The sequence below is a fragment of the Aureliella helgolandensis genome, assembly GCF_007752135.1.
Classification (GTDB): Bacteria; Planctomycetota; Planctomycetia; order Pirellulales; family Pirellulaceae; genus Aureliella; species Aureliella helgolandensis.
Map to the genome: position 1 here is coordinate 2,481,431 of NZ_CP036298.1, position 22,113 is coordinate 2,503,543.

At 56.4% G+C, this 22,113-nt stretch carries 19 protein-coding genes and 1 pseudogene; 6 read left to right on the forward strand and 14 right to left on the reverse strand.

All coding sequences use genetic code 11. The features are described from left to right. Positions 1-32: 32 nt before the first annotated feature. Positions 33-1,553 carry a Do family serine endopeptidase gene (locus Q31a_RS08870; protein ID WP_145076717.1) on the reverse strand — a complete coding sequence of 507 codons (1,521 nt, stop codon included), beginning with the start codon at positions 1,551-1,553 and terminating at the stop codon, positions 33-35. A gap of 54 nt (positions 1,554-1,607) precedes the next feature. Then, complete coding sequence (locus Q31a_RS08875) at positions 1,608-1,838, reverse strand: hypothetical protein (protein ID WP_145076719.1); 231 nt, start codon at positions 1,836-1,838, stop codon at positions 1,608-1,610. Positions 1,839-2,191: 353 nt separating this feature from the next. On the opposite strand from Q31a_RS08875, the gene Q31a_RS08880 reads away from it, so the two are divergent. Then, complete coding sequence (locus Q31a_RS08880; RefSeq protein ID WP_145076721.1) at positions 2,192-2,842, forward strand: class I SAM-dependent methyltransferase; 651 nt, start codon at positions 2,192-2,194, stop codon at positions 2,840-2,842. 173 nt (positions 2,843-3,015) lie between these two features. Here Q31a_RS08880 and Q31a_RS31375 read toward each other — a convergent pair. Next, positions 3,016-4,541: pseudogene (locus Q31a_RS31375) on the reverse strand (arylsulfatase). A 288-nt stretch (positions 4,542-4,829) separates the two neighbouring features. Between Q31a_RS31375 and Q31a_RS08890 the strand changes: the two are divergent. Then, positions 4,830-5,156: a hypothetical protein gene (locus Q31a_RS08890; protein WP_145076723.1), complete on the forward strand. Its 327-nt coding sequence runs from the start codon at positions 4,830-4,832 to the stop codon at positions 5,154-5,156. A gap of 295 nt (positions 5,157-5,451) precedes the next feature. Here Q31a_RS08890 and Q31a_RS08895 read toward each other — a convergent pair whose 3' ends face one another. Continuing rightward, complete coding sequence (locus tag Q31a_RS08895) at positions 5,452-5,907, reverse strand: ferritin-like domain-containing protein (RefSeq protein ID WP_145076725.1); 456 nt, start codon at positions 5,905-5,907, stop codon at positions 5,452-5,454. A gap of 341 nt (positions 5,908-6,248) precedes the next feature. After that, on the reverse strand, positions 6,249-6,452 hold the full coding sequence (locus tag Q31a_RS08900; RefSeq protein ID WP_145076727.1) for a hypothetical protein: 204 nt from the start codon (positions 6,450-6,452) through the stop codon (positions 6,249-6,251). 101 nt (positions 6,453-6,553) lie between these two features. On the opposite strand from Q31a_RS08900, the gene Q31a_RS08905 reads away from it, so the two are divergent. Then, positions 6,554-7,273, forward strand: coding sequence for a helix-turn-helix transcriptional regulator (locus Q31a_RS08905; RefSeq protein ID WP_145076730.1), 720 nt, complete (start codon positions 6,554-6,556; stop codon positions 7,271-7,273). A gap of 37 nt (positions 7,274-7,310) precedes the next feature. Here the strand turns inward: Q31a_RS08905 and Q31a_RS08910 are convergent, their stop codons facing one another. The 5 genes from Q31a_RS08910 to Q31a_RS30095 form a co-directional block, all read right to left on the reverse strand. Continuing rightward, positions 7,311-9,461 (reverse strand): HEAT repeat domain-containing protein, encoded by a 2,151-nt coding sequence (locus tag Q31a_RS08910; protein ID WP_145076732.1) that lies wholly within the window; start codon positions 9,459-9,461, stop codon positions 7,311-7,313. Positions 9,462-9,521: 60 nt separating this feature from the next. Beyond that, positions 9,522-10,808: a Gfo/Idh/MocA family protein gene (locus tag Q31a_RS08915; protein WP_145076734.1), complete on the reverse strand. Its 1,287-nt coding sequence runs from the start codon at positions 10,806-10,808 to the stop codon at positions 9,522-9,524. A 131-nt stretch (positions 10,809-10,939) separates the two neighbouring features. Beyond that, positions 10,940-11,149: a hypothetical protein gene (locus Q31a_RS08920; RefSeq protein WP_145076736.1), complete on the reverse strand. Its 210-nt coding sequence runs from the start codon at positions 11,147-11,149 to the stop codon at positions 10,940-10,942. A 26-nt stretch (positions 11,150-11,175) separates the two neighbouring features. After that, the gene (locus Q31a_RS08925) at positions 11,176-11,829 is read right to left on the reverse strand and encodes a class I SAM-dependent methyltransferase (protein ID WP_197356517.1); all 654 of its coding nucleotides are present in this window, start codon (positions 11,827-11,829) and stop codon (positions 11,176-11,178) included. Continuing rightward, positions 11,826-12,809 (reverse strand): hypothetical protein, encoded by a 984-nt coding sequence (locus Q31a_RS30095; RefSeq protein WP_197356518.1) that lies wholly within the window; start codon positions 12,807-12,809, stop codon positions 11,826-11,828. Before Q31a_RS30095 ends, Q31a_RS08925 begins: the two co-directional genes overlap by 4 nt. 555 nt (positions 12,810-13,364) lie before the next feature. On the opposite strand from Q31a_RS30095, the gene ahr reads away from it, so the two are divergent. Together ahr and Q31a_RS08935 are read left to right on the forward strand one after the other, a co-directional pair. Beyond that, entirely contained in the window at positions 13,365-14,369 is a 1,005-nt protein-coding gene (gene ahr, locus Q31a_RS08930; protein WP_145076740.1) for an NADPH-dependent aldehyde reductase Ahr, read from the forward strand. Between the two features lie 51 nt (positions 14,370-14,420). Then, positions 14,421-15,407, forward strand: coding sequence for a DMT family transporter (locus Q31a_RS08935; RefSeq protein ID WP_145076742.1), 987 nt, complete (start codon positions 14,421-14,423; stop codon positions 15,405-15,407). Here the strand turns inward: Q31a_RS08935 and Q31a_RS08940 are convergent. The 3 genes from Q31a_RS08940 to Q31a_RS08950 form a co-directional block, all read right to left on the reverse strand. Beyond that, on the reverse strand, positions 15,361-16,116 hold the full coding sequence (locus Q31a_RS08940) for a DUF4013 domain-containing protein (RefSeq protein ID WP_145076744.1): 756 nt from the start codon (positions 16,114-16,116) through the stop codon (positions 15,361-15,363). The genes Q31a_RS08935 and Q31a_RS08940 overlap by 47 nt on opposite strands. Positions 16,117-16,233: 117 nt before the next feature. Next, positions 16,234-17,148 carry a hypothetical protein gene (locus Q31a_RS08945; protein WP_145076746.1) on the reverse strand — a complete coding sequence of 305 codons (915 nt, stop codon included), beginning with the start codon at positions 17,146-17,148 and terminating at the stop codon, positions 16,234-16,236. Between the two features lie 200 nt (positions 17,149-17,348). Further along, on the reverse strand, positions 17,349-18,722 hold the full coding sequence (locus Q31a_RS08950) for a M20 metallopeptidase family protein (RefSeq protein WP_145076748.1): 1,374 nt from the start codon (positions 18,720-18,722) through the stop codon (positions 17,349-17,351). Between the two features lie 84 nt (positions 18,723-18,806). Here Q31a_RS08950 and Q31a_RS08955 point away from each other — a divergent pair, with 84 nt between their 5' ends. Continuing rightward, on the forward strand, positions 18,807-19,784 hold the full coding sequence (locus tag Q31a_RS08955; RefSeq protein WP_145076750.1) for an NAD-dependent epimerase/dehydratase family protein: 978 nt from the start codon (positions 18,807-18,809) through the stop codon (positions 19,782-19,784). 136 nt (positions 19,785-19,920) lie between these two features. Here the strand turns inward: Q31a_RS08955 and Q31a_RS08960 are convergent, their stop codons facing one another. Next, complete coding sequence (locus Q31a_RS08960) at positions 19,921-22,059, reverse strand: SEC-C domain-containing protein (protein WP_145076752.1); 2,139 nt, start codon at positions 22,057-22,059, stop codon at positions 19,921-19,923. Positions 22,060-22,113: the final 54 nt, after the last annotated feature.

The following is a 22,113-nucleotide window of genomic DNA, read 5'->3' on the forward strand; positions in this document are numbered from 1 at the left end:
AAAGTGCGAAAGTCGAACTAAGTAGGAGAGCATCATTGGTTGATGATGACGAAGCGTGAGCCTTGCCCATTGCGGACTAGCAACAGAATTGAGCCATCGTCATCTGCAGCAACCATTTTTTCGAACTCCTCAACCGTCGAAACATCTTGACGATTGACTTGAACGATTACTAGGCCCGGTTCGAGACCAGCGGATTGTGCTGCACTATCGTTTTGCACCGAAGTGATGACCACGCCGGACTGGTCTTGCAGGCCTAGTTGCTTGGCAACCTCTTGGGAAAGTGAACTGATTTCCAGGCCTAGCGACTTCAGCTTCACACCTTCCTGAACGGAAGCCTTCGTAGCGACTGCACCAAAGTCCCCTGGAACCGTTTCAGGCAAGTAGTTCAGCTCCATTGCTTGGCCATCTCGCACAATGTTTACCGTCAAAGACTCGCCCATTGGCGATCGCTCCACGGCGAGTTGTAATTGCTGAGGTGTGGTGACGGAGATGCCACCGAACTTGGTGATCACATCGCCCGGTTTCAGCCCACTCTTGGCTGCTGGTGTGTCCGGGAAGACGCTCGTCACCGCCACGCCGCTCTTGGGAGCCACGCCGAGTTGCGTTCCAAGTTCATAGCTTACCGGTTGAATGCTGACACCCAAGTAGGATCGTTGAACCCTCCCGGTGGAAACCAGTTGGTTGCTGACCCACTGGGCCAGGTTGGATGGAACTGCAAATCCTACGCCGTTGTTTCCACCTCCTTGAGAGTGAATTGCTGTATTGATACCGATCACCTCGCCGCGAAGATTCACCAGGGGGCCGCCAGAGTTACCGGGGTTGATGGCAGCATCCGTTTGGATAAAGTTCTCACGATCGGTAATTCCGATACCACGGTTCTTGGCGCTTACGATCCCTGCCGTCACGGTGCTTTCGAGTCCGAAGGGTTGGCCGAGGGCAACCACCCAGTCGCCAACTTCCATTTGATCGCTATCGCCGATACTGGCGGCCACTAGGTTTGAATCACCGTCAAATTTGACGACGGCAATATCGGTAGATGGATCGGTCAGAACCTCGGTTGCAATGAATTCGCGACCGTCTTGAGTTTTGACGATAACCTTTCCCCCTCCGGCAACCACGTGGTTGTTCGTCAACACCACACCGGCGGAATCAATAATGACGCCCGACCCGATGCCACCGTGAGACGGTGGAGACTGGTTGGGCCCTCTCCTGGGAGTAGTCCCCCCACGTTCGCGGAACATCTCTTCAAAGGGAGTCCCCTTGAAGGGATTACTTCCTTCGAACGCACCCCCTTTCGACTGGTCTTGAGCGGATTGCCAAGTACTGTCGGGGCGGTTTTCAATAGCAACGACTGAGGGGAGCACATGCGACGCCACGTTGCGGAATGCGCTTGACAGAGAGTCCGCAACTTCGAGTGTGTTAGCGGGAACAACCGGCATCTTGCTGGACTTTGTCGGTGCCGAAGGTACGGCGCCGATTGAGAATCCAGCTGCGGCGAGAGTGAGGGGGGCTGCGATTAATGCAGCGCGTAACGCAGAGCGTGAAAGTTTCATAATCGGTTTCCTATCGTTAGACTTGGGCTGGAAAGAATATTTTTGGGAACAGCATCAAACCAATTCCTCTGATGCGATACTGGCCATCCAATCATTGAGATGAATCTGAGGAGGCAGCCATTCGACTTCAGCGGAGACGCGTCTTCGACGTCGCTGGGATGCGCTCCATTGGGACCGAATCGCTGCCGCTCGAATACGAATTTCCTCGTGTGAGGGATCTCCGCATTCACGGGAACCGCGCATCGATTGAGAATGCTCGCTATGCTTGACTAGGGCTTGGACCATTAGCGGCGCTCCTGAATAGTGTGTTGACGGCGGCGACAACGGGACGCCGAACATCCGATACACTCCCAGAAAGCACAGACCGTGCCGTTCGCCACAAATCCGTCTTGAGACGCGTATCTACAGTCAAATCGCGCTGGTTTTGTTGCTAAGTGCCGCAAAAGACGGCGCGGGACCTGGGACGGAAAGTCGCGGCGGGGCAAAATGTCCCGATCTATAGCCGTGGAGGAAAGGTTAGGTACTGGGCGAGCTCGCGCAAAAATTTTGCAGAGATGCTCGTATTATCAAAGGCATGCACATCTGCGAAAATTGAGGGCTTCCTAGCTACGCCAACCTTTCCAATAGAAGTACTGAAGATGACGAACCATGCTCAGCAGTTTTATGACCGAATCAGTCACGCCTACGACCTCATCGCGGACGGTGGGGAACACATTGCGCGGGAGCGTGGATTGGAATTGCTCGATGTGCAAGCCGGAGAGGCTGTGCTTGAGATCGGGTTCGGGACTGGCCACTCGCTGGTTGCCTTGGCGGCATCGGTAGGAGAAACGGGCACCGTTTCGGGGGTCGACATCTCCACGGGGATGCGAGACGTCGCCAAGAAACGTCTTGAGAAGGCTGGTGTGGCCGACCGAGTCAACCTGTTTGTGCAAGACACGCCTCCTCTGCCCTTGAGCGATCAGACGTGTGATGTGGTTGTGATGAGTTTTACGTTGGAGTTGTTCCCGTTGGATACGATCCCAAAAGTGCTGTCAGAGTGCCGCCGCGTGCTTAAGCCAGGTGGGCGTTTGGGGGTTGTCAGTATGGCGACCGTCGACGAAGGGGATTCTGAGAGTTCGCTCGAGCGCGCCTACGTGTGGATGCATAAGCATTTTCCCCACATTGTCGATTGCCAGCCGATTGCGTTGGAAAGGCTCCTCCAAGAGGCTGGCTTCACGCTGCAGAAGCAAGAACGCATCGACTTATTCACAATGCCGGTTGCGATCGTGGTAGCCCAAGGGGATTCTTAAGACAGAAGTCGCGTCCCGGATCAGCGCGAAGGAGTTAAGATACGGGCAGAATTCGGTTGCAAGTAATGACAAGTGCTGCCGTTGCGGTGCGTGGGCAGCGAGTGCGTCTCCAGACGTTGGCTGCCGCGTTGGGGAAGGCAATCGCATTGCCAGGTCCAGGGGGATCAACGCCATTAGTTTTGCAGATCGGGTCGACTGGAATGGAGCTCCCTTAACAAGATTCCTTTTAGCTCCGCAACTTTCGCTGGATGTTACTCTGCCAGATTGTGGCGTTCCTCGTTGTCTTCTCGAATATTGTAGAGTTGGAACAAGTCCTGTTTTCGGTCGAGTTCCACCAGCTTCCAGCCATCGTTGGCGATGATGGCGGTGGCACCCATTTGATGGAAGAGAGTATTCACGATCACATATTCGTGAGCTTCGGTTTGTGGTTTACCCAGCAGCGTCGGCAAATAGGAAACGCTGTCTTTGCCGGCTGGTAGTTGGGCCCCTAGGACATCGGCAAGCGTGCCCAGGAAATCGTAGTGCGCGCTCAATAGATGCGATTCGGTCCCTGGTGCAATCTTGCCAGGCCAACGTACGATCAGAGGGCATTGCATTCCGCCCTGGTAACCGGAACGCTTCAAACCGGCGCGTCCCCCCCGCTCCGTCAAAGACATCTCCGCATTCGGAGGTGCGCCACTTGTGCTGCTCGAGATCGGCTGGTTCCCCATTGGTGAGCAATTGCCGTTGGTAGCTTGGCTTGGGGCCGTAGTACAACTCGTGCCCGTTGTCAGAACTGAATACCACCAGCGTGTTGTCGTCGAGTCCGTGTGCCTCCAGTTCCTTCATGATCCTGCCAACATGATCATCCAACATCTTGACCATGGAAGCGTATTTTTTTTCGGCGAGGGTCATTGTTGGCTGGTCGGCAAAGTCGGCGTGCAGCTCTGGGATCGACACTGGGCCGTGGGGGAGTTGAGTGGGATGGTGGAGAAAAAATGGTTCCTGCTTGTGTTCGCGGATGTATCTCAAAATACCGTCCAGGAACACGTTCTGCGAATTGGTCTGGCCGCCGTAGCCAATCGGCTCGTCACCCTCCTCGCTCGTCTTCCCGCAGTTGGGCATCGCGTTGCCCTCCAATTCAAATCGCTCACCATTACGCCACAGGTAGGGTGGATAGTAACCATGGCAACGTTAGTGGTCAAAATACCCCTCATAGAAATCCCAGCCGAACCGTTTGGCGCGTTCATGCCAAGTCAGGAAGCCGCGATCGAGTTTTCCGAACTGCGCGGTGCTGTAGCCTGCCGCCTGAGCGACTTGTCCCAAAAAAATCGCGTCTGGCGCAATTGGGTGGGCATGCTCCTTCAATGCCGCCAGTCGCGTTTGATACTCGGCATCGGTGATTCTTCCTGCGTCACGTTGAATTGGCAATCCGGCTCTGGTTTGTGCCCAGCCTCCTAGGCGTCCGTCATGCATGCCCGTCAGTAGTGTCCATCGCGAAGGTGCGCAAAATACAGAACCGTAATAATTGTTGAACTTCATCCACTCAGTGGCTAAGCGGTCGATGTTTGGGGTTTTCACGATTTTTTGGCCGTAGCAGCCCAGCATTCCAGGTCCCAAATCATCAGCAAATATCAGAATCATTGGGAGAAGTTGGTTCGCTGGCGTCGACGAAGGCAGCCTTGGCGGCAAGGAGAATTCCTAGCAGTAGAGTGCGCATCGTTCGGACACCTATGGGAGAAGTGTTCGCTTTGCGGTCGGGAAGCGGAACTAGCTTCGATTCTGGCGTGATCGGGCAGCCAGAGCAATACAGTGGAGCTGCCCATGGGGCTCAAGCTCCGAGGCAGGCGGGTAAGCTCCGAGATCGCGGCAGACCGTTCGATGTATCAGGGGGGGGAACTCGACAATTCGCGGGCAAACCAGCACCAGGGAGGATTGACGGGGCCCAGCTTCCGTTTATCCTTTATTGAGACTAAGTTTCATTAAGCCAGATTTGGGTAGATACCTCGTGCACAACGAAACGATCCTGAATGTCTTTCCTGGGGCCAGCGACCAAAATCGATTGGTGTTGGTGCAGACTCGGACTATTTGCGGCCTGGAGCACCTCGTATTGCGCCAGGAAACGCATTCTCCCGACGTTGGATGGTTTGTTCAGAACCAAGTTGCTATTGAACCAGGGCAGGTCGCTGCGCTGAAGATGACGCTTTCGCCAAGCGGCACCAAGTTGAATGGGACAGGGAATACGCCGCGCAGTACGCGCCCCGTTGCCAAGGCTAAAAACGCGAGTCCATCTGCGAATGCTCCAGTCCTGCTGCAGTTTGAAGCAGCGAGCTAAGTTGGCAAGGTCGTTGAGCCTAGTCGGCGTCTCGATTGTGCGAGCTCTTTGCCCGCGTGTCGCGCCCAAGATCGGCCTGTAGCGGTAATCACTCTTCCTTGCTCACGCGGCGTTGCAATGGGGAGAGGCCCGGTAGCTCGTGCGGCGGGCTGCGAAACTAACAAATCCTTAAGGGATGGAGATCTCAATCGATACACGGAGAGCCTCGGTCTCGCAGTGGAGGGACCGAGGCCGTGTTGTTGGCTTCGCGAATTTTGAGCTTGGAGGTGGACGTCATCGCCACCTTCCAATCGTCTTAAGCAGACTTCTCTTGCGTCTTGGTGGCAGCAGAGGAGCCCTCTGTATTGCGAAGGAGCTTAGTGTATTCATCAACTCCATCCTGCTCTTCGATCAGGATGTCTTCGAGGAAGATGACAAGTGGGCGGTTGCCTTCGGCCATTTCAAGTGCCTGGGTGTACATTTCGACTGCCTTGGATTCGAAGTCCAGGCTGAATTGCAGGACTTCCTGTAGATTGCGAGACTGTTTGATTTCGTTTCGCGTTGCCACGGGGACTCCGCCCAGGGCGACGATTTTAGCGCCTACCTTTTGAGCGTGTCCGAACGATTCCTTGGCATCGTCGAGGAATTTTTCCGCGTAGACTTCGCGCCAAACACCCTCACAAATGAAGCCAGCTTGGGAGTACTGGGCGACGCCGGTCCACTCATGCTTCAGGATTTCATTGAGTTGGTCGATAATAGCTTGATTGCTCATGGCAATTCTTTCCGGAAAGTTTGAAAGTCTGATTTTTTAGTGGCTGGGTTTCGGTCCAACTCTATCGACCGGGCAAGTGAGTGAGAAGCCCGGAACGCAAGCTTTTCATGGGAAAATCAAAATACACGCCTGGTGAGACCGAGTCTGTACGTAGAGGCCATGGAAGCCGGCAAGCCCTCCACGCAGCCGCTTGCGATCTGAAATGTCTCACAATCCTGAACGAGTCACTGCTGCGTTTTACAGCATGCCGACTCGTTTGCAAGAGACGGGGTAGGGGGTGCCTCGAAATGCCTCTGTAGGGTGGCCTGCAGCTTATTGGTTGTGGTGGACGATCTGTTTCTTCAAACGCAAACGCGGCGAGGTGTTGCATCCCAAGAGTCGTCGAGGATCGAGTTTTCAGTCGAAGAGGCTTGGCTGGCTCCGTCGAGTTGCGGTTGTATCGCATTGGAACGCGTTTTTGCGAAGCATCCCCGGACGCGATAGTCATTCGGCAGGCTCAGGGGGCCGCACAATTCGACCGGTTGCACGTTGTTAGGATAGAGCAAAACGATATTCTCTAGATTGCCCCCACTTTTGTTTGCAGTTACGCAAGCGTTGGAGAGGGGGGCTATCCAGTTGGTTTGAGGGATTTACTTGGGGGGCGAGTATGACGGCTGTCGATTTGGAATGGGTGCCTGAGCTGCCGCTGTGGGAAGCAGAGCTGCTGGACGAAGGGCAACGGTTGCTGAGGAATATTACGGAATGCGTGCGGGGCTCGGTGGATATTCAATCGGAGATCGAACCCAATCCTTTGTGTGTCTACATTAAGTCCTCCGAAGGGCAGATGCTGTATACCAATTCCGCCTATGAGCGGGTTTTTGGTGGCAAGATGATGTCTGCAGGCAGGCTCTCCATGGCCTATCTGAACGGCGCGCTGCAGAAGGTGGCGCATGACTCCGATATGCTGATACTCAGAGGCAGTAACTACGCATTCGCCGATCACGTTGGGGAGAATGCCAGCGGGCGTTCGATGCATTTACAAACCATTAAGCATTCGCTCTTAGGAGTCGGACATCCCAAGCTAGCGATCTTGGGGATTACCCAAGTTCTGAAGTTTTTCGACGAGCAGCCCCACTCTTCCGTTCGGAATTTAGAGGAGTACTGGACCGCCTTTCGGTTGCTCCCGGAGCGTGACCAACAATGTGCAGTGATGATCTCGCTGGGAATGAAGTCGAAGGCAATTGCCGAAAAATTGAATGTGAGTGACAAAACGGTCGACAATCGCCGCGATGCGATTTTGAGGTCGCTCGGTTTGAGCAACCCCATGGAAATGGCATGCTTGTTGTGTCGCTTCCAGGATAACGGATTTGGGCAATTCGGGCTTTGAACTCGAATTGCAACGGCCACGATCGATGGAGACAACGCTATTTTGGAACGGGGAGGATGACGGGCGCATTCTCACGGAAGCTGGCTTCGCCGGCATGCCCGTTGAGTCGATAGCGTACCGTTAATTGCTTGACCTGCCCGGGAGTTGGATCGCCACCGAAACTCGAGTTGTAACTGGAGGACGGCAGGCGAATCAGTGGCAGATTGCCCGCTTGCTTGCGTAGGATCTGGGTGACGTCCTTGCGCGTTGCACCAGCTCCGTACTCTGCTTTGATGATCTCCAGTTTCACGCCATCCAGGCCGGCCTGAGTCAACAGCGGGCTGACATCGGTGCCGTCACTGGCTACTTGTGTAGCAATTTGCATCGCTGCCTCCGTCGCATGGGACTTGAGCTCCGAGTCTTGAAGTGCTTCCAGAGCGAGCTTGAGTCCCTCTGGACTCGGATGAATTTCTAGCACATCCAGGACGAGGTTTTTCTCGGCAGCCTGTTTAGCGATGCTCATGGCCTTGCGGCACATTTCCACGCGTTGCGATTCCGGCATATCAAATTTGCGGGCCAAGCCGATGTAACCGCGAAGTGCTCGGACTTGGTATTTTTCGGTCGGCGCGGCTTGTGCAAGGTCCAACAGCACGGGGGCTGCACCGACGCTGTTCCATTTGCCCAGCAAGCGGCTAGCGGTATCCTGCATATTCGCGGAATCGCTTTTCGCAGCTGTTGCCAGTGTTTGCAACGCTGTGGGGCCCCCAACTTCGCTGAGTATCTCCAACAACACTGTTTGCTGAGCAGCTTGAGCAGGAGCTAGAGCCTGAGCTAGTACGGTGGCGCAGGCTTCTCGATCCGGCATGCGGACGCTGGCCGACTTCAGTGCCAATTGGGCGCCCGAGGAGTCTTGCGGATGTTGGGGATGGACCACTTGCGAGACGAGTACCGGCAAGTGTTCGAGGGAGATCGTTTCGCCGAGAGCGGTGAGTGCCGCTCCTCGAATCTGCGGATCGGCATGCTCTAGTGCGGAGAGCAGATTTGGTACAGCAGCAATACGACGTTGCCCGACCAGCTCGATCAACAATTGATACTGCTTTCCGTCTGAGCTGGTGAGCAATTTTGCGATGCGATCGTCGATGGCTGGGCTGCTCAGATTGGCCAGTGCTCCCCGGGCTGCTTGGGCGAGATCCGCGTCGGCTTCCAAAGCGGTGTTGAGTAGTGTTTCCAGGCAGGACACATCGCCGATTCGTCCGAGTGCGCCTAAGGCAACCTCCCTTACTGGTGCCGGCCCTCTCGAGGCTGCTTGCAAGACCGCCGGAAGCGAAACCGTCTCCGTTCGATCGGCCATCGCAAGGACGATCAAGGCGGCATGTGATGGGATTGCGTCAGCGAGTTCCGAGGCCAGAGCTGCGTCGACCGCGGTACCGGGAAACTCCCGGGCGGTGCCCAATGCCAAGTTGAACATGACCTTGTCGTTGGAACGCAATTGCTCGACGAGCAGAGGCAAACCATCTTGACCGTTGGACAAGATGGCTCCCCGAGTTGCTTCGACAATGCGTTGTTGCGGCACGGCGGCTTGGCGAATTAAGTTGTACAGCTCGACGGCCTGCTCGGTCTGTCCGGCGTTCCAGAGGCCTTCCGCGCACAGGATGCAGCCCTCTGCAGCGGCAGCCCGTGTCGATTCCGAGTTGTTCGCCAACTGGCTGCGCAGTGCATCGATTGCAGTGCTGCCGCCGATCCGCCCTAGGGCCACCGCGGCTGCTGCGACGACTTCACGATCCTCATCGCCCAATCGCTTCGCGAGGGCGTCAGTAGCGGCGTCGGCTCGACGAACTCCGAGGGAGTTAATCACGCCTACCAATAATTCACCCTCAAGTGTGGCGGCAGCGCGTTGGAGCGCTGCGTCTGATTCCTTCCCGGGGATGGCTTCGAGCGCGATCCGAGACCATGAGGAAAGCTGGGGATGGGGGAGGAGTTTTTCCAGTTCGGGGACGGCGAGGGGCGAACCTTCAATCGCCAGTTTCTTGCACGTGATCGCCTTCTCGGCATCCGGGGAGTCCGAGCGAAGGATTTCAAGGAGTTGTTGTTCACGCTGGGAGTCGTGTGGAGGCGCGCTAACGGCAAGCGACGTCAGGGAGCCTGCAGACAACACGGCCCCAAGGGTAAAGGCAGAGCAGAGCGGCGCGATGAAACGGTAAATTGACATGATGGAGTAAGTCCGGGAATAGTATTGGTGAAACTAAGCAAACGCAAGCAACTGCTGGATCTAAACTCTCCAGGGTTCCCGCAGTGCTTCGGAACGCAGGCGATTGGCTTGCTCGTCATCAATGAATTCATGCTTTTGATTGTCGTATTTGACTTGACGCCCAAGGTGCAGGGCGATGTTCGCGGCGTGGCAAGCGATGTGAGCGTTGCAAGCAGCTTGGGCATTGCCCTTGGGTTGACTGCGGGATTTAACGCAGTCGAGGAAGTCTCGCACATGGAAAGTCGCTGGGTAGCCCCCAATTTCTGCCACTGTGCGACCGGCGAGCAGCGCGGGAGAACTGAGAACCAGGCGTCCGCTGTCGCCAGCTTCGACCCAACCAGACTCGCCCTCGAATCGAACCGGGCATGAACCGAGCGGAATCCAGCCATCTTCACGGAAGATCAATTCGACACCATCCTCGTAGCGCGCGACGAGCTGGCCATCTTGGGGTGCGTTGTATTCGATCGGGGGTGCGCAGTCATTAACGGCCCATTGGCAGAGATCAACGCAGTGGGAGCCCCATTCGAGCACACCTCCTCCAACGAGTCCGCCGCCTTTCTCAAAATTGAATCCATCGAGTAGCTTGGGGTTGAACGGCCGCCAAGCAGCGGGGCCTAGATACATATTCCAGTCGACGATCTCGGGATCTGGAGCGGCTTCGGCGGGGAGCCAGCCACTCATCATGGCTTGCATCCCGGCTGGGTGTGCATAGACCTTTTGGAGTTTGCCCAAGCGTCCGGTTCGTGCAAGTTCACAGGCAAAGGCAAAGTGAGGCAGGTTGCGGCGCTGGGTCCCTGCTTGGAACACCCGCCCAGTGCGTTGCATGGTTTCCGCCAGGATTAGGCTCTGAGAGATGTTCTTGGTGACTGGCTTCTCACAATACATATCCTTGCCCGCTCTGGCAGCGTTCATCGCTGCAGTCGCATGCCAGTTGGGGCCGGTGGCAATCAACACGGCATCAATGTCACTGCGGTCCAGTAGTTCGCGGAAGTCACGAAACATGAGGCAATCTTGGTTGCCATATTTTTCGTCGGCCTTTTTCTTGACAGCCACGCGTCGAGCTTCTTTTACATCGCAGACTGCAGCGAATTGAACATCAGGTTGCTCCAGGAAGCATCCTAGGTCGTACGTACCTCGGTTGCCAATTCCGATGCCACCCACCACGATGCGTTCACTTGGCGGTACAGCGCCATCGCGTCCAATGGCGGAACTGGGGATAATCGTTGGTGCTACGAGAGCGGCCGAAGTCGTTGCCAGGGTTGTCTTGAGGAAACGCCGCCGCGGAAGGCTGGGAAGATTGCTGGACATGCATGAAATCCTGAAGGAGGGAAGCGGGAATCTCGAATTCATTTTCTTCACTCTGGTCCGCGTCCTGGCTAGGAGGTGCTGGCGGGGAGTGAATTGAATTTGCTGCGAGCCCTGCGGGTAGGAGATTTCACCTAGGCGTAGGGCAACTGCCGATAACACGCCTGTAGCATACTCTTTTCCGGATCGAATTGCTGTGTAGATTCTGAATTGTCGAAGAATCCTGGGGCTCGGTGAGAGCGGAAATCGACGAAATTTTTTCCGGCGCGGAACCAACCGGCGGAGGAGAGATAGCGGTAGGCGATCGCCAGCCGAGCGGTCGCCCACCTAGCGGCTTTTTGCACGGAGCTCCGCCACGGCGGGGTGTTGGTTAGGCTTTCTGGAAAATCGTGGACCGCAGGAAGTGGAGCCGACTGACTTTGTGATGAACTAGCTTGAAACCCTGCCTATGAATTTCAGGGTCTGGTAGCACGAGTTGTCGCACCTTGAGCCCCGTTTGCCAGCGGAAGAAAAGATGCATCGCCCTCAGCCAAAATTGGGCCCAATGGCGGCTGAGTCCAGATGGGGGCAGGTTGAAATCGACCAGGTACCATTGGCCGGACTCCGATAGCCACTGCGTCAGCTTGGGAATCAAGATTTGCAGTTCCTGACTACCAAAGCAATCCAGGAAAAAAGGGGTGACGATCAGGTCGAAATCCCCCTTTCCGAACTGAGCAGCCATCGCGTCTCCCTTAAGCCACTCGGCCCGTTGAGCTTGGCCCGCGGATTGCAAACGCTTTTTCTGCAATGCCAGCATCTGGCTGCTGAGATCGATGCTCGTCATGCGTGCTGCCGAGTTCATGCGGGCGAAGGCCTGCAAGAGTCGTCCATCGCCTTCGCCCAGGAACAGGGCTCGACGTGAATTGCAAAGCTCTGGTAGGAACGCTGTGCGCGCGTTTTGCAATGCTTGGCCAAATCGGAGTCTTTCGATGCTCTCGTACCAGGGGGCCAAGCGGTCGTAGCCTTTCTCCGCCGCGAGGTTCATGGTGATGCGAACAATACGATGAGCGGAGTGAGGAGCGCAAAGTCCGCTAGTTGGCTGGAGCGCATTGCGTTCATCCAGCCGGTGTCCCGACGAATCTGAATCGCCAAAATAGCCAGTGCCATGGCGCTGAGTCCAATGCATACCGCCAATTGTTGCGGCACGATTGCCAGTAGGAACAGAGAGGTTGCTAGAAGGGCTAGAGAAGTCGCGAACAATGGCAAACAGTGCGCCAGTCCGGGGAACATTAAGACGGTCGAGGTGCAGCCCTGGGTGGCATCGCTGGGGCGCTGTGCCATGGCAACGCACATGCAATTCAAACTGAACAGTGCAGCCAGCAAGCAGGTGCTCACGACAAGCCTGGGGCTGAGCTGATTGATACTGGTGGGAAGGCTCGTACCGCACGCAAATACGCAACCGACGATAATCTCTTTGGGAACGCGACGCCGGACAGTTCGACTTCCATGAATGGTCCAGTTGTAGGTGAGTACGACCAGCGCTAGCACGCCTCCCGCCAGGATGGTTGGTAGACGTAGGTGGAGCAGGAGGTTGCAGCCAACAGCGATGAAAATCAGACTCCAGAGAGGCCACAGAACAGCCGACCAGCGATGGGCAAAGCGATGGCGTGGGGAGACGGCCAAGTCAAAATTCAGCCGGCGACAGTCAAGCAAGCGGTCTGCCATGTAGATGAGCCATACGGAAGCAAACAATGCGATCGTGGTAGGGGCATCGAGGGGAGCGAAGTGGCTATTGGCGAGAGTCTGTTGGGAGGGCTGGAGCGACGTAAACGAGTTGTGGAATGCAGTCCAAAGGAGCCATTGCCAAGAAATCGCGACCAGCGGTGCATCCAGGGAGAGCAGGTTGGGGATGGCAACAACGGAGTCCAGCAGACCGGATGTCACTGGCAGGGCAGCAATTCGGCTGCAGGACGCGTCTTGGTGACCGCTGGAAGCCGTCATTGCGTTGTGAGGGAGAGAAGGCATGTCATGTCTTGGATCTCTTGGTATTCGTAGAGGGCAAGCACGAATGGTAGGGCGGTTTCTTGCATTACCTAATGTTTTTCAGGAGCTCTCAGGGTCGGCAGGCTGGAATTTCCTGCGGAACGGTATTTTTGACATCGCACGGAAGGCCCGCAAGGGCACCCGGATATGCGGGCTGGTCTTCCTCGTGTTTCGCTTGGCCTCCTCTGCGTTATTGCGAGGAATGTTCCTGAGAGGGGCCTCGATTGAGTCCACGACTTCATTTTGCAGTATTCTTCGCTCTGTGAGAGAGGGCTGAGGCGTGGTGCAGTGCCGCAGCTGAAAGCGCGGGAAGCTGGCGCCGTGCATTGCGAATGTAGGAGGAGTTTGGTATCAACCGTAGGCAGCCGTCGGGGGGAAGTGCATTGGAGAATTTTGGCAACACACGCTGCCTCTACTGGACGGCGTGGATGCGATGGGGTGCCACTTTGCTAGCCAACATTCATTCCATGCACTGGCCTGCCGTTGTTGGGGACGTGGAACCAAGCCGGACTATTCGAACTCAGGAAACCTACGACGATGACGACAATTCGAGCGTACGCAGCGAAAAAGCCCAAGGGGGAATGGGAGCAATACGAATTCGAGGCAGGGGAGCTTGGCCCGGAGGACGTGGAGATCGAAGTTGAGTCGTGTGGAATTTGCCACAGCGATCTTTCAATGTTGGACAACGAGTGGCAGATCACTCAGTATCCATTTGTTGGAGGGCATGAGGTCATTGGCCGCGTCGGTGCGCTGGGGGAGCGGGTCCAGCATCTGAGCCAGGGAGATCGCGTTGGACTAGGGTGGACCAGTCGCAGTTGCATGCACTGCAATCGTTGCATGGCGGGAGACCACAACCTCTGCCTGGAGGCTCAGGGAACGATTACTCACCAGCAGGGTGGATTCGCGGATCGCGTTCGATGTCACTGGGGATGGGCGAACAAAATCCCTTCCGGAGTCGAACTCGCTTCCGCCGGGCCACTGCTATGCGGTGGATTGACCGTGTTCAATCCGCTGATTCAATACGACTTGTCCCCCACTTCACGCGTGGCAGTGGTGGGCATCGGAGGACTGGGGCACTTGGCGTTGCAATTCCTCAAGGGGTGGGGATGTGAGGTCACGGCCATCTCCCGCAGTCGATCCAAGGAGGACGAAGCGCGGCAATTGGGAGCGCATGACTACATTGCTACTGGTGAAGCGGGAGCGCTGGAGCAGGCGGTGGGGCGGTTTGATCTGGTCCTGAACACCACCGATGCGGAGCTGCCTTGGGACCAATACATCGCCACCTTGGGCCCGCGAGGCAAGCTGCACACGGTGGGAGCAGCACCCCGTATTGAAGCAACGGTTTTTCCAATGATCATGGGGCAGAAATCGCTCTCGTCGTCGCCGACCGGCAGCATTGCGACCACGCGTACCATGCTTGATTTTGTGGCCCGCCACGACATCAAACCGATGATCGAGGTTTTTCCCATGTCACAGATCAACGAAGCCTTCGAACTGCTACGAAACGGCTCGCCCCGCTATCGTATCGTGCTGACGCAGTAGAAAACTCAACCAGCTCCCTCGCTTCCCACACCTTAGAGACGGCCCAACAACGTGACGCGTGCGACTGCCAATTTTCTCCTACTGCTGGCCGGGGCAATTTGGGGGTTAGGATTTATCGCCCAGCGGACGGTGATGAGCGATATGGGGCCGCTGCTCTTCATTGCGCTTCGCTTTCTGCTGGCGGGTTGCGTCCTATTGCCTTGGGCGCGACGCGAGCTTAAGGAAGCGGGCGGGAGGCGAGCCAAGGAGGTTGTGCTGCAGGACGGAGAGCAGGGGGCTAGTTCTGCGTTAGGTGGCGCCATTACCGGCGCGGCCTGGCGTCAGTTCGTAGTGCTCGGATTCGTTTTCTTTCTAGGGCTCAGTTTTCAGCAGATTGGCCTGCAGTGGACGACGGTCACCAATGCCGGTTTCTTAACAGCCCTGTATGTCGTGCTGGTGCCACTAATCCTATTAGTGTTGTTGAGGCAACCTCAGCCGTGGCGAATTTGGCCCGCGGCAGGGCTGTGCACGCTGGGCGTTTACTGCCTGAGTTTTGGAGCGTTCAGCGCGTGGACGCTAGGAGATTATTTGATCCTGGTGGGGGCGGTCGCATGGGCCGTGCATGTCATCTTGGTGGGCCGGTTCGGGCAGCAATCGACCCTGCCCGTAGCGATGACCTGCGTGCAATTTTTTGTCTGTAGTCTGCTGGGGTTCCTCGGCCATGCTGTGGCTGCCGGGATGGGCTATGAAGAATGGTTTATTTCGTCCGCAGGATTGCTTCGCGGCTTGCCAGAGATCGTCTACACGGGAGTCTTTTCGGGAGCGCTGGCGTTCACGTTGCAGTCGATTGGGTTGCGCTATACGAGCGCCAGTGTAGGAGCAATCCTAATGGCCTCGGAAAGTCTCTTCGCGGCATTGCTGGGAGCACTCCTGTTGGGCGAACGCCTGCAGCCGGTTGGCTATCTTGGCTGTGGGATGATCATGGCAGCCATCGTGTTGGTCGAATTGCGAACTAAAGAATCGAAGCTTCGACAATGCTCGAGTCTGAGGGAGGGATAGGCGTGCCTCCGCGAGAAAGGAAGATCTCATACCACTGGGCAAGCATGTGCATGGCACCGGCGAGCACAATGCCGCAAGCGGGGAAGTAGCCCACGCCGCAGAGGAGCAGCCCTGCGAAGAGAATCGCCATCGAGAGGATACCGAAGATAATGCCGGAGACTAGGATCTCCCAGAACATCTTGCTGACAAACTCCAACGCCCAGCCGACGTCAAAAGCGGGAAGAAAGTCCTGACAGACCATACTGCGCAGGATGAACGGAATGGACGCGATACTCAGCACGGTAGAGATGGCCAAAGCGATGGGGATAAAGAATAGTGGGGCAAAAGCAATTCCTGCTTCACCCGCGGCGGCCCCTAGGCCCAATGCGCCAAACACGAAAATTCCTGCAAGCGGTAAAGCGAGCAGGATGCTGAACAGGAAGCCTATGGCGAGATGCACTAGATAGGGCCAAATTCCCTTGGAGATGTAGTCGCCGAGTCGATCGATATCGACGTCCATCGATTCGGATCGTCGGAAGGCTGCATTGCGCTGAATGAGTTCTGTGCCGTATCCGAGAGCTGCGATTTGACCAACGAAGATACCGCTAGACAGTGCTGCTAGCGACATCCACACGACATTCATGATCCAGTTCGGAGAGTTAAAAATATAGCGCAGGGCTGCGACGGGAGAACTGCTGGTAGGAACACTGGAATTATCCGCGTTGATCATAGCGACCGGCTGCCTTGCATGGGGTGGACTGAATTCTCAATCGGGCGTTGTCAGGGCTATTCGGCGGGGAAGTCGTCTTCTTGCCATTTCGGTGGGCTTCAACGCACCAATATTGGCTTAAAACAGTGCTTGGATCTTTCCAAATCCGCCACCTTGCATGATGAGAAAGGCTCCAAAGCTGATGATGGCTACCGCCATCATCATGGCTTTGACTGGCGCCTTGTTGTCGGTCCAGTTCATAATCCCGTAAATGGTGGAATAGAGAAATGGGAGGAAGAAGCAGGCGAGCGCTTGCACGACACTCCTTCCAAACGCAAATGCGCAGATGCTCAAGTGCGCGAACAAGAGGATGGAGGCTCCCGTTATACCCGCGGTAATTCCCAGAGTTGCAAAGACTGGCAATCGTTGGATTTTGCCGATGAAGGTTGTATCCGAAGCCGGTTCGCCAAAAACTCCATCGACGATAATCACGCCAGCGGCGCACAGGGTGATCGCTCCGATCAAGAAGGACATCAATACCCACCACGGCATTTGCGCTTTGTCGCGCCGACTATCCATGGCGGAGTTGCGAATCATGTTGTCCGAGGCGAGTTGCAAATGCTCATTGGTGAACTCGGGGCCTTTCACTTCGGCCAAGTCGTAGCCAGAGACTTTTTCACCCGTTTCGAGATTTGTGCCACAGGCCGTGCAGACCACGGTGCCAGGTTTTATTTCAGCCGAGCAGTTGCTGCAGCGAGGTCCTCGTTTTTCCACAAGTCCCGCGTCATCGAACAGTGAATCGAGCAATCCGGCCGGGGCGGCAATGGGCTTGGAGCTGGCCGCGGGACGGCTGGCTGGTTTGCCTGCGGGCGGTTTACTTGCAGGGCGAGCAGCCGGCGAGCCCGACGCCGTCTTGGCGGCACCGGCTGTCTGCGATTTAGGTACGGGGACCTTCAGCGAGGTCTTGCATTTAGGGCATTTACCCTGTTTCCCGGCCATTGCGTCCGGAACACTGAGGATTTGACCACAATTGCATTTGAATTTGATCGGCATCTTGAGGTTGTCCCAAAGCTGGCAGCGGGTCGGCAGGTAACGTCCCTATTTTGCTTTCCCAGGTAACTTTTCACAACATCCGTCTGGAGTGGAGCTGTTTCTTTCCCTTCGAAAAGCCATTCGGATTATGTGGATTGTTGGGAAGCACACGAGAGTTGGTGCCATTCGCTCGAATTACGGGGGTGGTTTAGCGCAACCGATTAGGGGCGGGGCAGGAGATCCATTGTAGCAGTCGCCATGGTCAGGATTCCAACTTTCAACGCCTCCTGCGGGTCTGGAAAGAAGTTGGGAGAGTGCAATGAAGGGGGATTTACCCCGAGTGATTCGTATCTCGACAAGCGTTCCGGCGAGATGACCCCTAAGCGATACATGACGATGGGGACCCCTGCCAAACCATACTGGCTAAAATCCTCTCCCCCCATTACTGGAGGCATGGGAAGGACGTTTGAGGAGCCGAGTACCTTTCGAAAACTCTCCGAGACGAGGCTAGTCAACGCGGCATCGTTTTCTAGGGCTGGTGTGCCTTCGGATTGAGTGATCTCCGGCGGTGGAGCGGCGAAGCTCTCCGCAACCGCCAACGCCTTGCGTTTGATGGCAGACAGGAGTTGTTGGCGAACTTCGGCAGAGTAGCTGCGTACGGTGAGTTGAAGGTGGCAGCGGTCGCCGATGATATTGTGTTTCGTGCCACCATGGATGGAGCCGACGGTTACGACCGCTGGTTCGCTGGGCTTGATTTCGCGGGAGACGATAGTTTGCAAGTCCATGACCAGCTGGGCTGCTTGGACAATGGGGTCAATCGTGGACTCGGGGGCCGAGCCATGCCCACCGCGGCCGTGCACCACGATATCGACGGAGTCGACGTTGGCGAGTGAAAAACCAGGGCTAAGGGCGACCGTTCCGGCGGCGCCCGCTGCATCGCAATGGAGGGCGAGGGCGAAATCTGGTTTGGGGAAGTGTTCGAACAAACCCGCTTCGAGCATCGCTCGCGCTCCGGCGCCACGCTCCTCTGCGGGCTGCCCCACCAACATGAGAGTGCCCGACCACGCTTGGCGGTGCGACCCCAGGAATCTGGCGACGCCGATGAGGTTCGTCATGTGGATATCATGCCCGCAGGCATGCATCACGCCAGTGGTGGCTCCACTCTCGGTCGTGACGGTGGCCTGGGATGCATAGGCTAGACCAGTCACTTCGGTGACGGGCAGGGCGTCCAAATCGGTTCGCAGCATGACCGTGGAACCAGGGCCGTTTCGCAGAATGGCCACGACACCTGTGCCTCCGAATTGCTCGGTTACTTCAAAACCGGCTTCCCGCCACGCTTGGGCAACGTACTTGGCGGTGGCGATCTCTTGGAATGAGACTTCGGGATTCCTGTGCAAGTGGTAGTAGGTCTCCAGAAGACTCGGAAGTTGGTCCTGAATCCAATTCTGTGTCGGCTCAACGAATCTCTCGTTAACTTGGGCTTGGGATGTGGTCGATATGCAACTGATGCAGGCCAAGATGAAGAGGGGGACCCTGTGTAGGCTGGATAAGTTGGAGAGACGATCTAGACTGTTGGGACGCTCGGGTGGGCTCATGTTCGGGCTCAATTTTTCGGACTCAATTGCGGTGGAACAAGCTGATGTTTTCAGCTCAATGCTCAAGGTTCAGGAGGATAGCTAGTGATTTTTGTAACGGGCGGCACTGGATTGCTAGGAAACAATATAGTGCGAGAACTCTGTCAGCGTGGACTGCCGGTCCGGGCACTGGTGAGAAAGGGCTCGGACATGCGCCCCTTGGCCGGCCTCGACGTGGAGTTGATCGAGGGGGAGTTGGCTGATCGGGAGCAGTTGCAGCGTGGGATTGAAGGGTGCAACGCAGCGATTCATTGCGCGGCGTACATCCATTTGGGTTGGAAGAATCTGGAGAAGTCGCGGCAAATTAACGTCGAGGGAACGAGGGGCGTAGCGGAGGTTTGTGCGGCGCAAGGGGCGCGATTGTTGCACGTTTCCAGTGTCGACGCCCTGCCCACGGCTTGCGATGCGGAGCATCCCATCGACGAAAGCGGGGAGCGAGGTGTCCCCAACACCCCCTGCTCGTACGTTATCAGCAAGCGGGAGTCGGAGGCGATGGTGGACGCCTACGTGCGAGAAAAAGACTTGGATGCCGTCATCTTTCAACCTGGATTCATGTTGGGCCCTCATGACTGGAAGCCCTCGAGTGGCAAAATGATTCAGGAGGTGGCAAGACTCAAGCTAGTGGCGGCCCCACCGGGTGGTTGCAGTGTTTGTGACGTGCGAGATGTTGCCAATGCGATTGTCGACGGCATCGGCTTAGCCAGGAAGGGAGAGCATTATATCCTAGGCGGGGCGAATATGACCTACCAGGCACTATGGCATCTAATGCGGGAAGCGGTGGGGCGACCGACCAAGGTTTATCGCTTAGGGCCATCCTTGCGTTGGTTCGCTCGAGCGGTTGACATAGGGCTGGGCATCCTGCCGGTGCGAGAAGGTGACGTCAACGGAGCGTCCATCGCTATGGGATGCTTGTTTCACTACTACGATTCCAGCAAGGCTGCGCGGGAGTTGAACTACCACAGCCGAGAACCGCAGGTCTCGCTCAACGATGCTTGGCAGTGGATGGCTGAGCAGCGTTCGTAGATTCCCGAGTTGGACTCCTCAGTGGAGTCGATGGGGCGGCGGGCCGCATGTCCGTCCCCTGCAGCCAATCGTTCTCCGAGGAGAACGATTGGCCCACGGTCGGTCACTGGAGCGGCTTGCAAGACCGGAGCTTTCGTTAGCTGGGCAGCCAAAGTTTCGATTCACCCGCAGCTGGGGACTGTGTTGGCTCGGCTTCGCCCCGCGTCGCGGAACGCGAGATTCCATTCTGGAGCAGCCGGCTGGTCAGATCCATGCCTGGGGTGCCACCGCCCATGGAAGCGGGGCCCTCGCCCATGGGGCCCTGCCCCTGGGCCTTCATCAGGTACTGCATAAAGCTGAAAAGGTAGGGATCCGACGGGTACTTTTGCATCGCTGCTGAAAATTCAGCCTGCGCGTCGTCCATTCGACCGGCAGAGTGCAACATGCTGACGAGATTGATTACGGCTCGCCCGGTTTCTGCCCCGGCGGCTTCGAGGGCGGCGATCAATCCGCGAGACTTCTCGATCTTGCCTTCGAGCGTAGGCTCGACGGCGATGAAGCCTGAGTAGGCAGCCACGCGCAAGCGAGGGTCGAGCCGCGATGGATCGCGGGCCAGCAAATTCTTGGATGCATTGTAGTAGGCTCGCGAAGCGCCATAATTCATGGTCGCAAACAGCAGGCTGCTAATTTGCTCATCGTTGAGCTCATCGATCGGCAGGCGATCAAGGTCCAGGATCTGTGTTACGCGAAGATTATCTTCACTCAAGTCACAGGCTGGAGCTGGGCGTTGAATTCCCAGTTCCTGATAAATGCCTTGCACGGTCCCGTCATTGAGAATCAGCCCCTGGGCACCTTCGAGGTGATACAGCAGGCCCATCAATGGTTGGCGTTTCGATTCGTCCTTGGCAGCCTCTCGCGGCGAGAGGTTTCCGAGTACAGGAAACGGCAGCGCCAAGAAGTCTTCCTGGAGAGCTTGGCTGGATTCATCGAGGTTGGGGGGCTCTTGTTGCGTGCCTGCAATCCAGCGGGGCCGCTGCAAGTAGTCGAGGTACGTGCAATCGGCTGGAATCTGTTTTTCCATCTCGCGAATGGGCTGGATTATCGCGAGCAAGTCATCGACGATTTTTCCGTAGTTCGATTGACGATGCGCGGTGATGTAGACGCGCGCCGGTTTGTCCGTTTGCTTTCCGAACAGAACGACGGTGGCTACGGTGCTCGCAATTTCCCGTTGTGTGTCTTCGCCACCTCTCAGAGGCTTATCGAAGATGTTGTAAATGCGTTTCGCCGGAACTTCATCTTCCACGATGCTCGCGTAGAAATGCCGGGCCGTTTCGAAGTGCTCGCCCGTGTAGCAGTAGGCAGCTGCATTGTCGGCAAGTACTTCCGAAATTCGGTCGTCAGAATCGACTTCATAGTAGTGGCTGAAGAGTTCGACATTTAGCGAAGTCCGCTTCGGTTCGATCTCAAAGCCGAGGGCTGTGAAGTAGTAACGCTCTTCCGCGCTGATGTCGGGATGATTGGCAAGTTTCAGGCAGGTCGCATGCGCGCCGGATTGGTCGAGCTGAGCTAACTGAGCGCGCAACAGGTGGCTCAAGGGACCAGGTGCATCGGGAAAATCTCGCAGAATGGAGCGAAGCTTAGCCTCCCCCTGGGCAAAGCGGAAGCTGCGGGTCAGGGAATGGACTTCGGCCAACCGTTCCTTCCAGCCAGCATCTGCTGGGTCGGCCAGGATGAGCGTCGACGCTTTCGCCAGCAGGTTTAGGGCAGGATCCAACAGCGGCGAATCTTCTTGTGGCCCTTTTTCTGCGAGTAGACCCGCTAGCAAGCTTGCCCAGTAGCCTGAGAGCGACGGCTTTTCCACGGCAACCAAGCGTTGCAAAAGATAGCGGACCGCGAGCAGAGTGAGTGGCGGCAAGCCCTCGCGCGCTTCGGAAATGCCCTCCAAGAGATAGCGTGCGGTGACCTCGGGTGGTTCCTCTTCCATCGAGGATAGGACCGACTTCATGATCAATGCGAGTGGATTGTCGGGCTTCAGCTTGAGGAAACGATTGGCCGTGTCATGAAACGCGGGCAGGTCTTGCTGAGCTAGAACCAGCTCTCCCTTGAGTGCTAAGAGCCAGGCCGTGTTGGGGGTTTTGCTGAGTTGTTTGTTGATGCGCTCAATGGCGGCAACTTCTTGTTCGCCATCCATGAGCTTGATGATTTTCTCTAGCTCCTGGAGGTTGTCGACACACTTGCAGAACTTGAGCTTCTTTCCGCTTCCGCATGGGCATGGAGCGTAGTGATCTAAGGCCATGATATCCGTTTCTTTCGGTGAACACTGTACATTTTCAATACAGTACTTTTACAC

What these genes read in the sequence shown, in the direction of transcription:
- Q31a_RS08870 (WP_145076717.1), bottom strand. Translation starts at nt 1,553, where the DNA reads ATGAAACTTTCACGCTCTGCGTTACGCGCTGCATTAATCGCAGCCCCC.
- Q31a_RS08875 (WP_145076719.1), bottom strand. Translation starts at nt 1,838, where the DNA reads ATGGTCCAAGCCCTAGTCAAGCATAGCGAGCATTCTCAATCGATGCGC.
- Q31a_RS08880 (WP_145076721.1), top strand. Translation starts at nt 2,192, where the DNA reads ATGACGAACCATGCTCAGCAGTTTTATGACCGAATCAGTCACGCCTAC.
- Q31a_RS08895 (WP_145076725.1), bottom strand. Translation starts at nt 5,907, where the DNA reads ATGAGCAATCAAGCTATTATCGACCAACTCAATGAAATCCTGAAGCAT.
- Q31a_RS08905 (WP_145076730.1), top strand. Translation starts at nt 6,554, where the DNA reads ATGACGGCTGTCGATTTGGAATGGGTGCCTGAGCTGCCGCTGTGGGAA.
- Q31a_RS08910 (WP_145076732.1), bottom strand. Translation starts at nt 9,461, where the DNA reads ATGTCAATTTACCGTTTCATCGCGCCGCTCTGCTCTGCCTTTACCCTT.
- Q31a_RS08915 (WP_145076734.1), bottom strand. Translation starts at nt 10,808, where the DNA reads ATGTCCAGCAATCTTCCCAGCCTTCCGCGGCGGCGTTTCCTCAAGACA.
- Q31a_RS08925 (WP_197356517.1), bottom strand. Translation starts at nt 11,829, where the DNA reads ATGAACCTCGCGGCGGAGAAAGGCTACGACCGCTTGGCCCCCTGGTAC.
- Q31a_RS30095 (WP_197356518.1), bottom strand. Translation starts at nt 12,809, where the DNA reads ATGCCTTCTCTCCCTCACAACGCAATGACGGCTTCCAGCGGTCACCAA.
- ahr (WP_145076740.1), top strand. Translation starts at nt 13,365, where the DNA reads ATGACGACAATTCGAGCGTACGCAGCGAAAAAGCCCAAGGGGGAATGG.
- Q31a_RS08940 (WP_145076744.1), bottom strand. Translation starts at nt 16,116, where the DNA reads ATGATCAACGCGGATAATTCCAGTGTTCCTACCAGCAGTTCTCCCGTC.
- Q31a_RS08945 (WP_145076746.1), bottom strand. Translation starts at nt 17,148, where the DNA reads ATGCCGATCAAATTCAAATGCAATTGTGGTCAAATCCTCAGTGTTCCG.
- Q31a_RS08950 (WP_145076748.1), bottom strand. Translation starts at nt 18,722, where the DNA reads ATGAGCCCACCCGAGCGTCCCAACAGTCTAGATCGTCTCTCCAACTTA.
- Q31a_RS08960 (WP_145076752.1), bottom strand. Translation starts at nt 22,059, where the DNA reads ATGGCCTTAGATCACTACGCTCCATGCCCATGCGGAAGCGGAAAGAAG.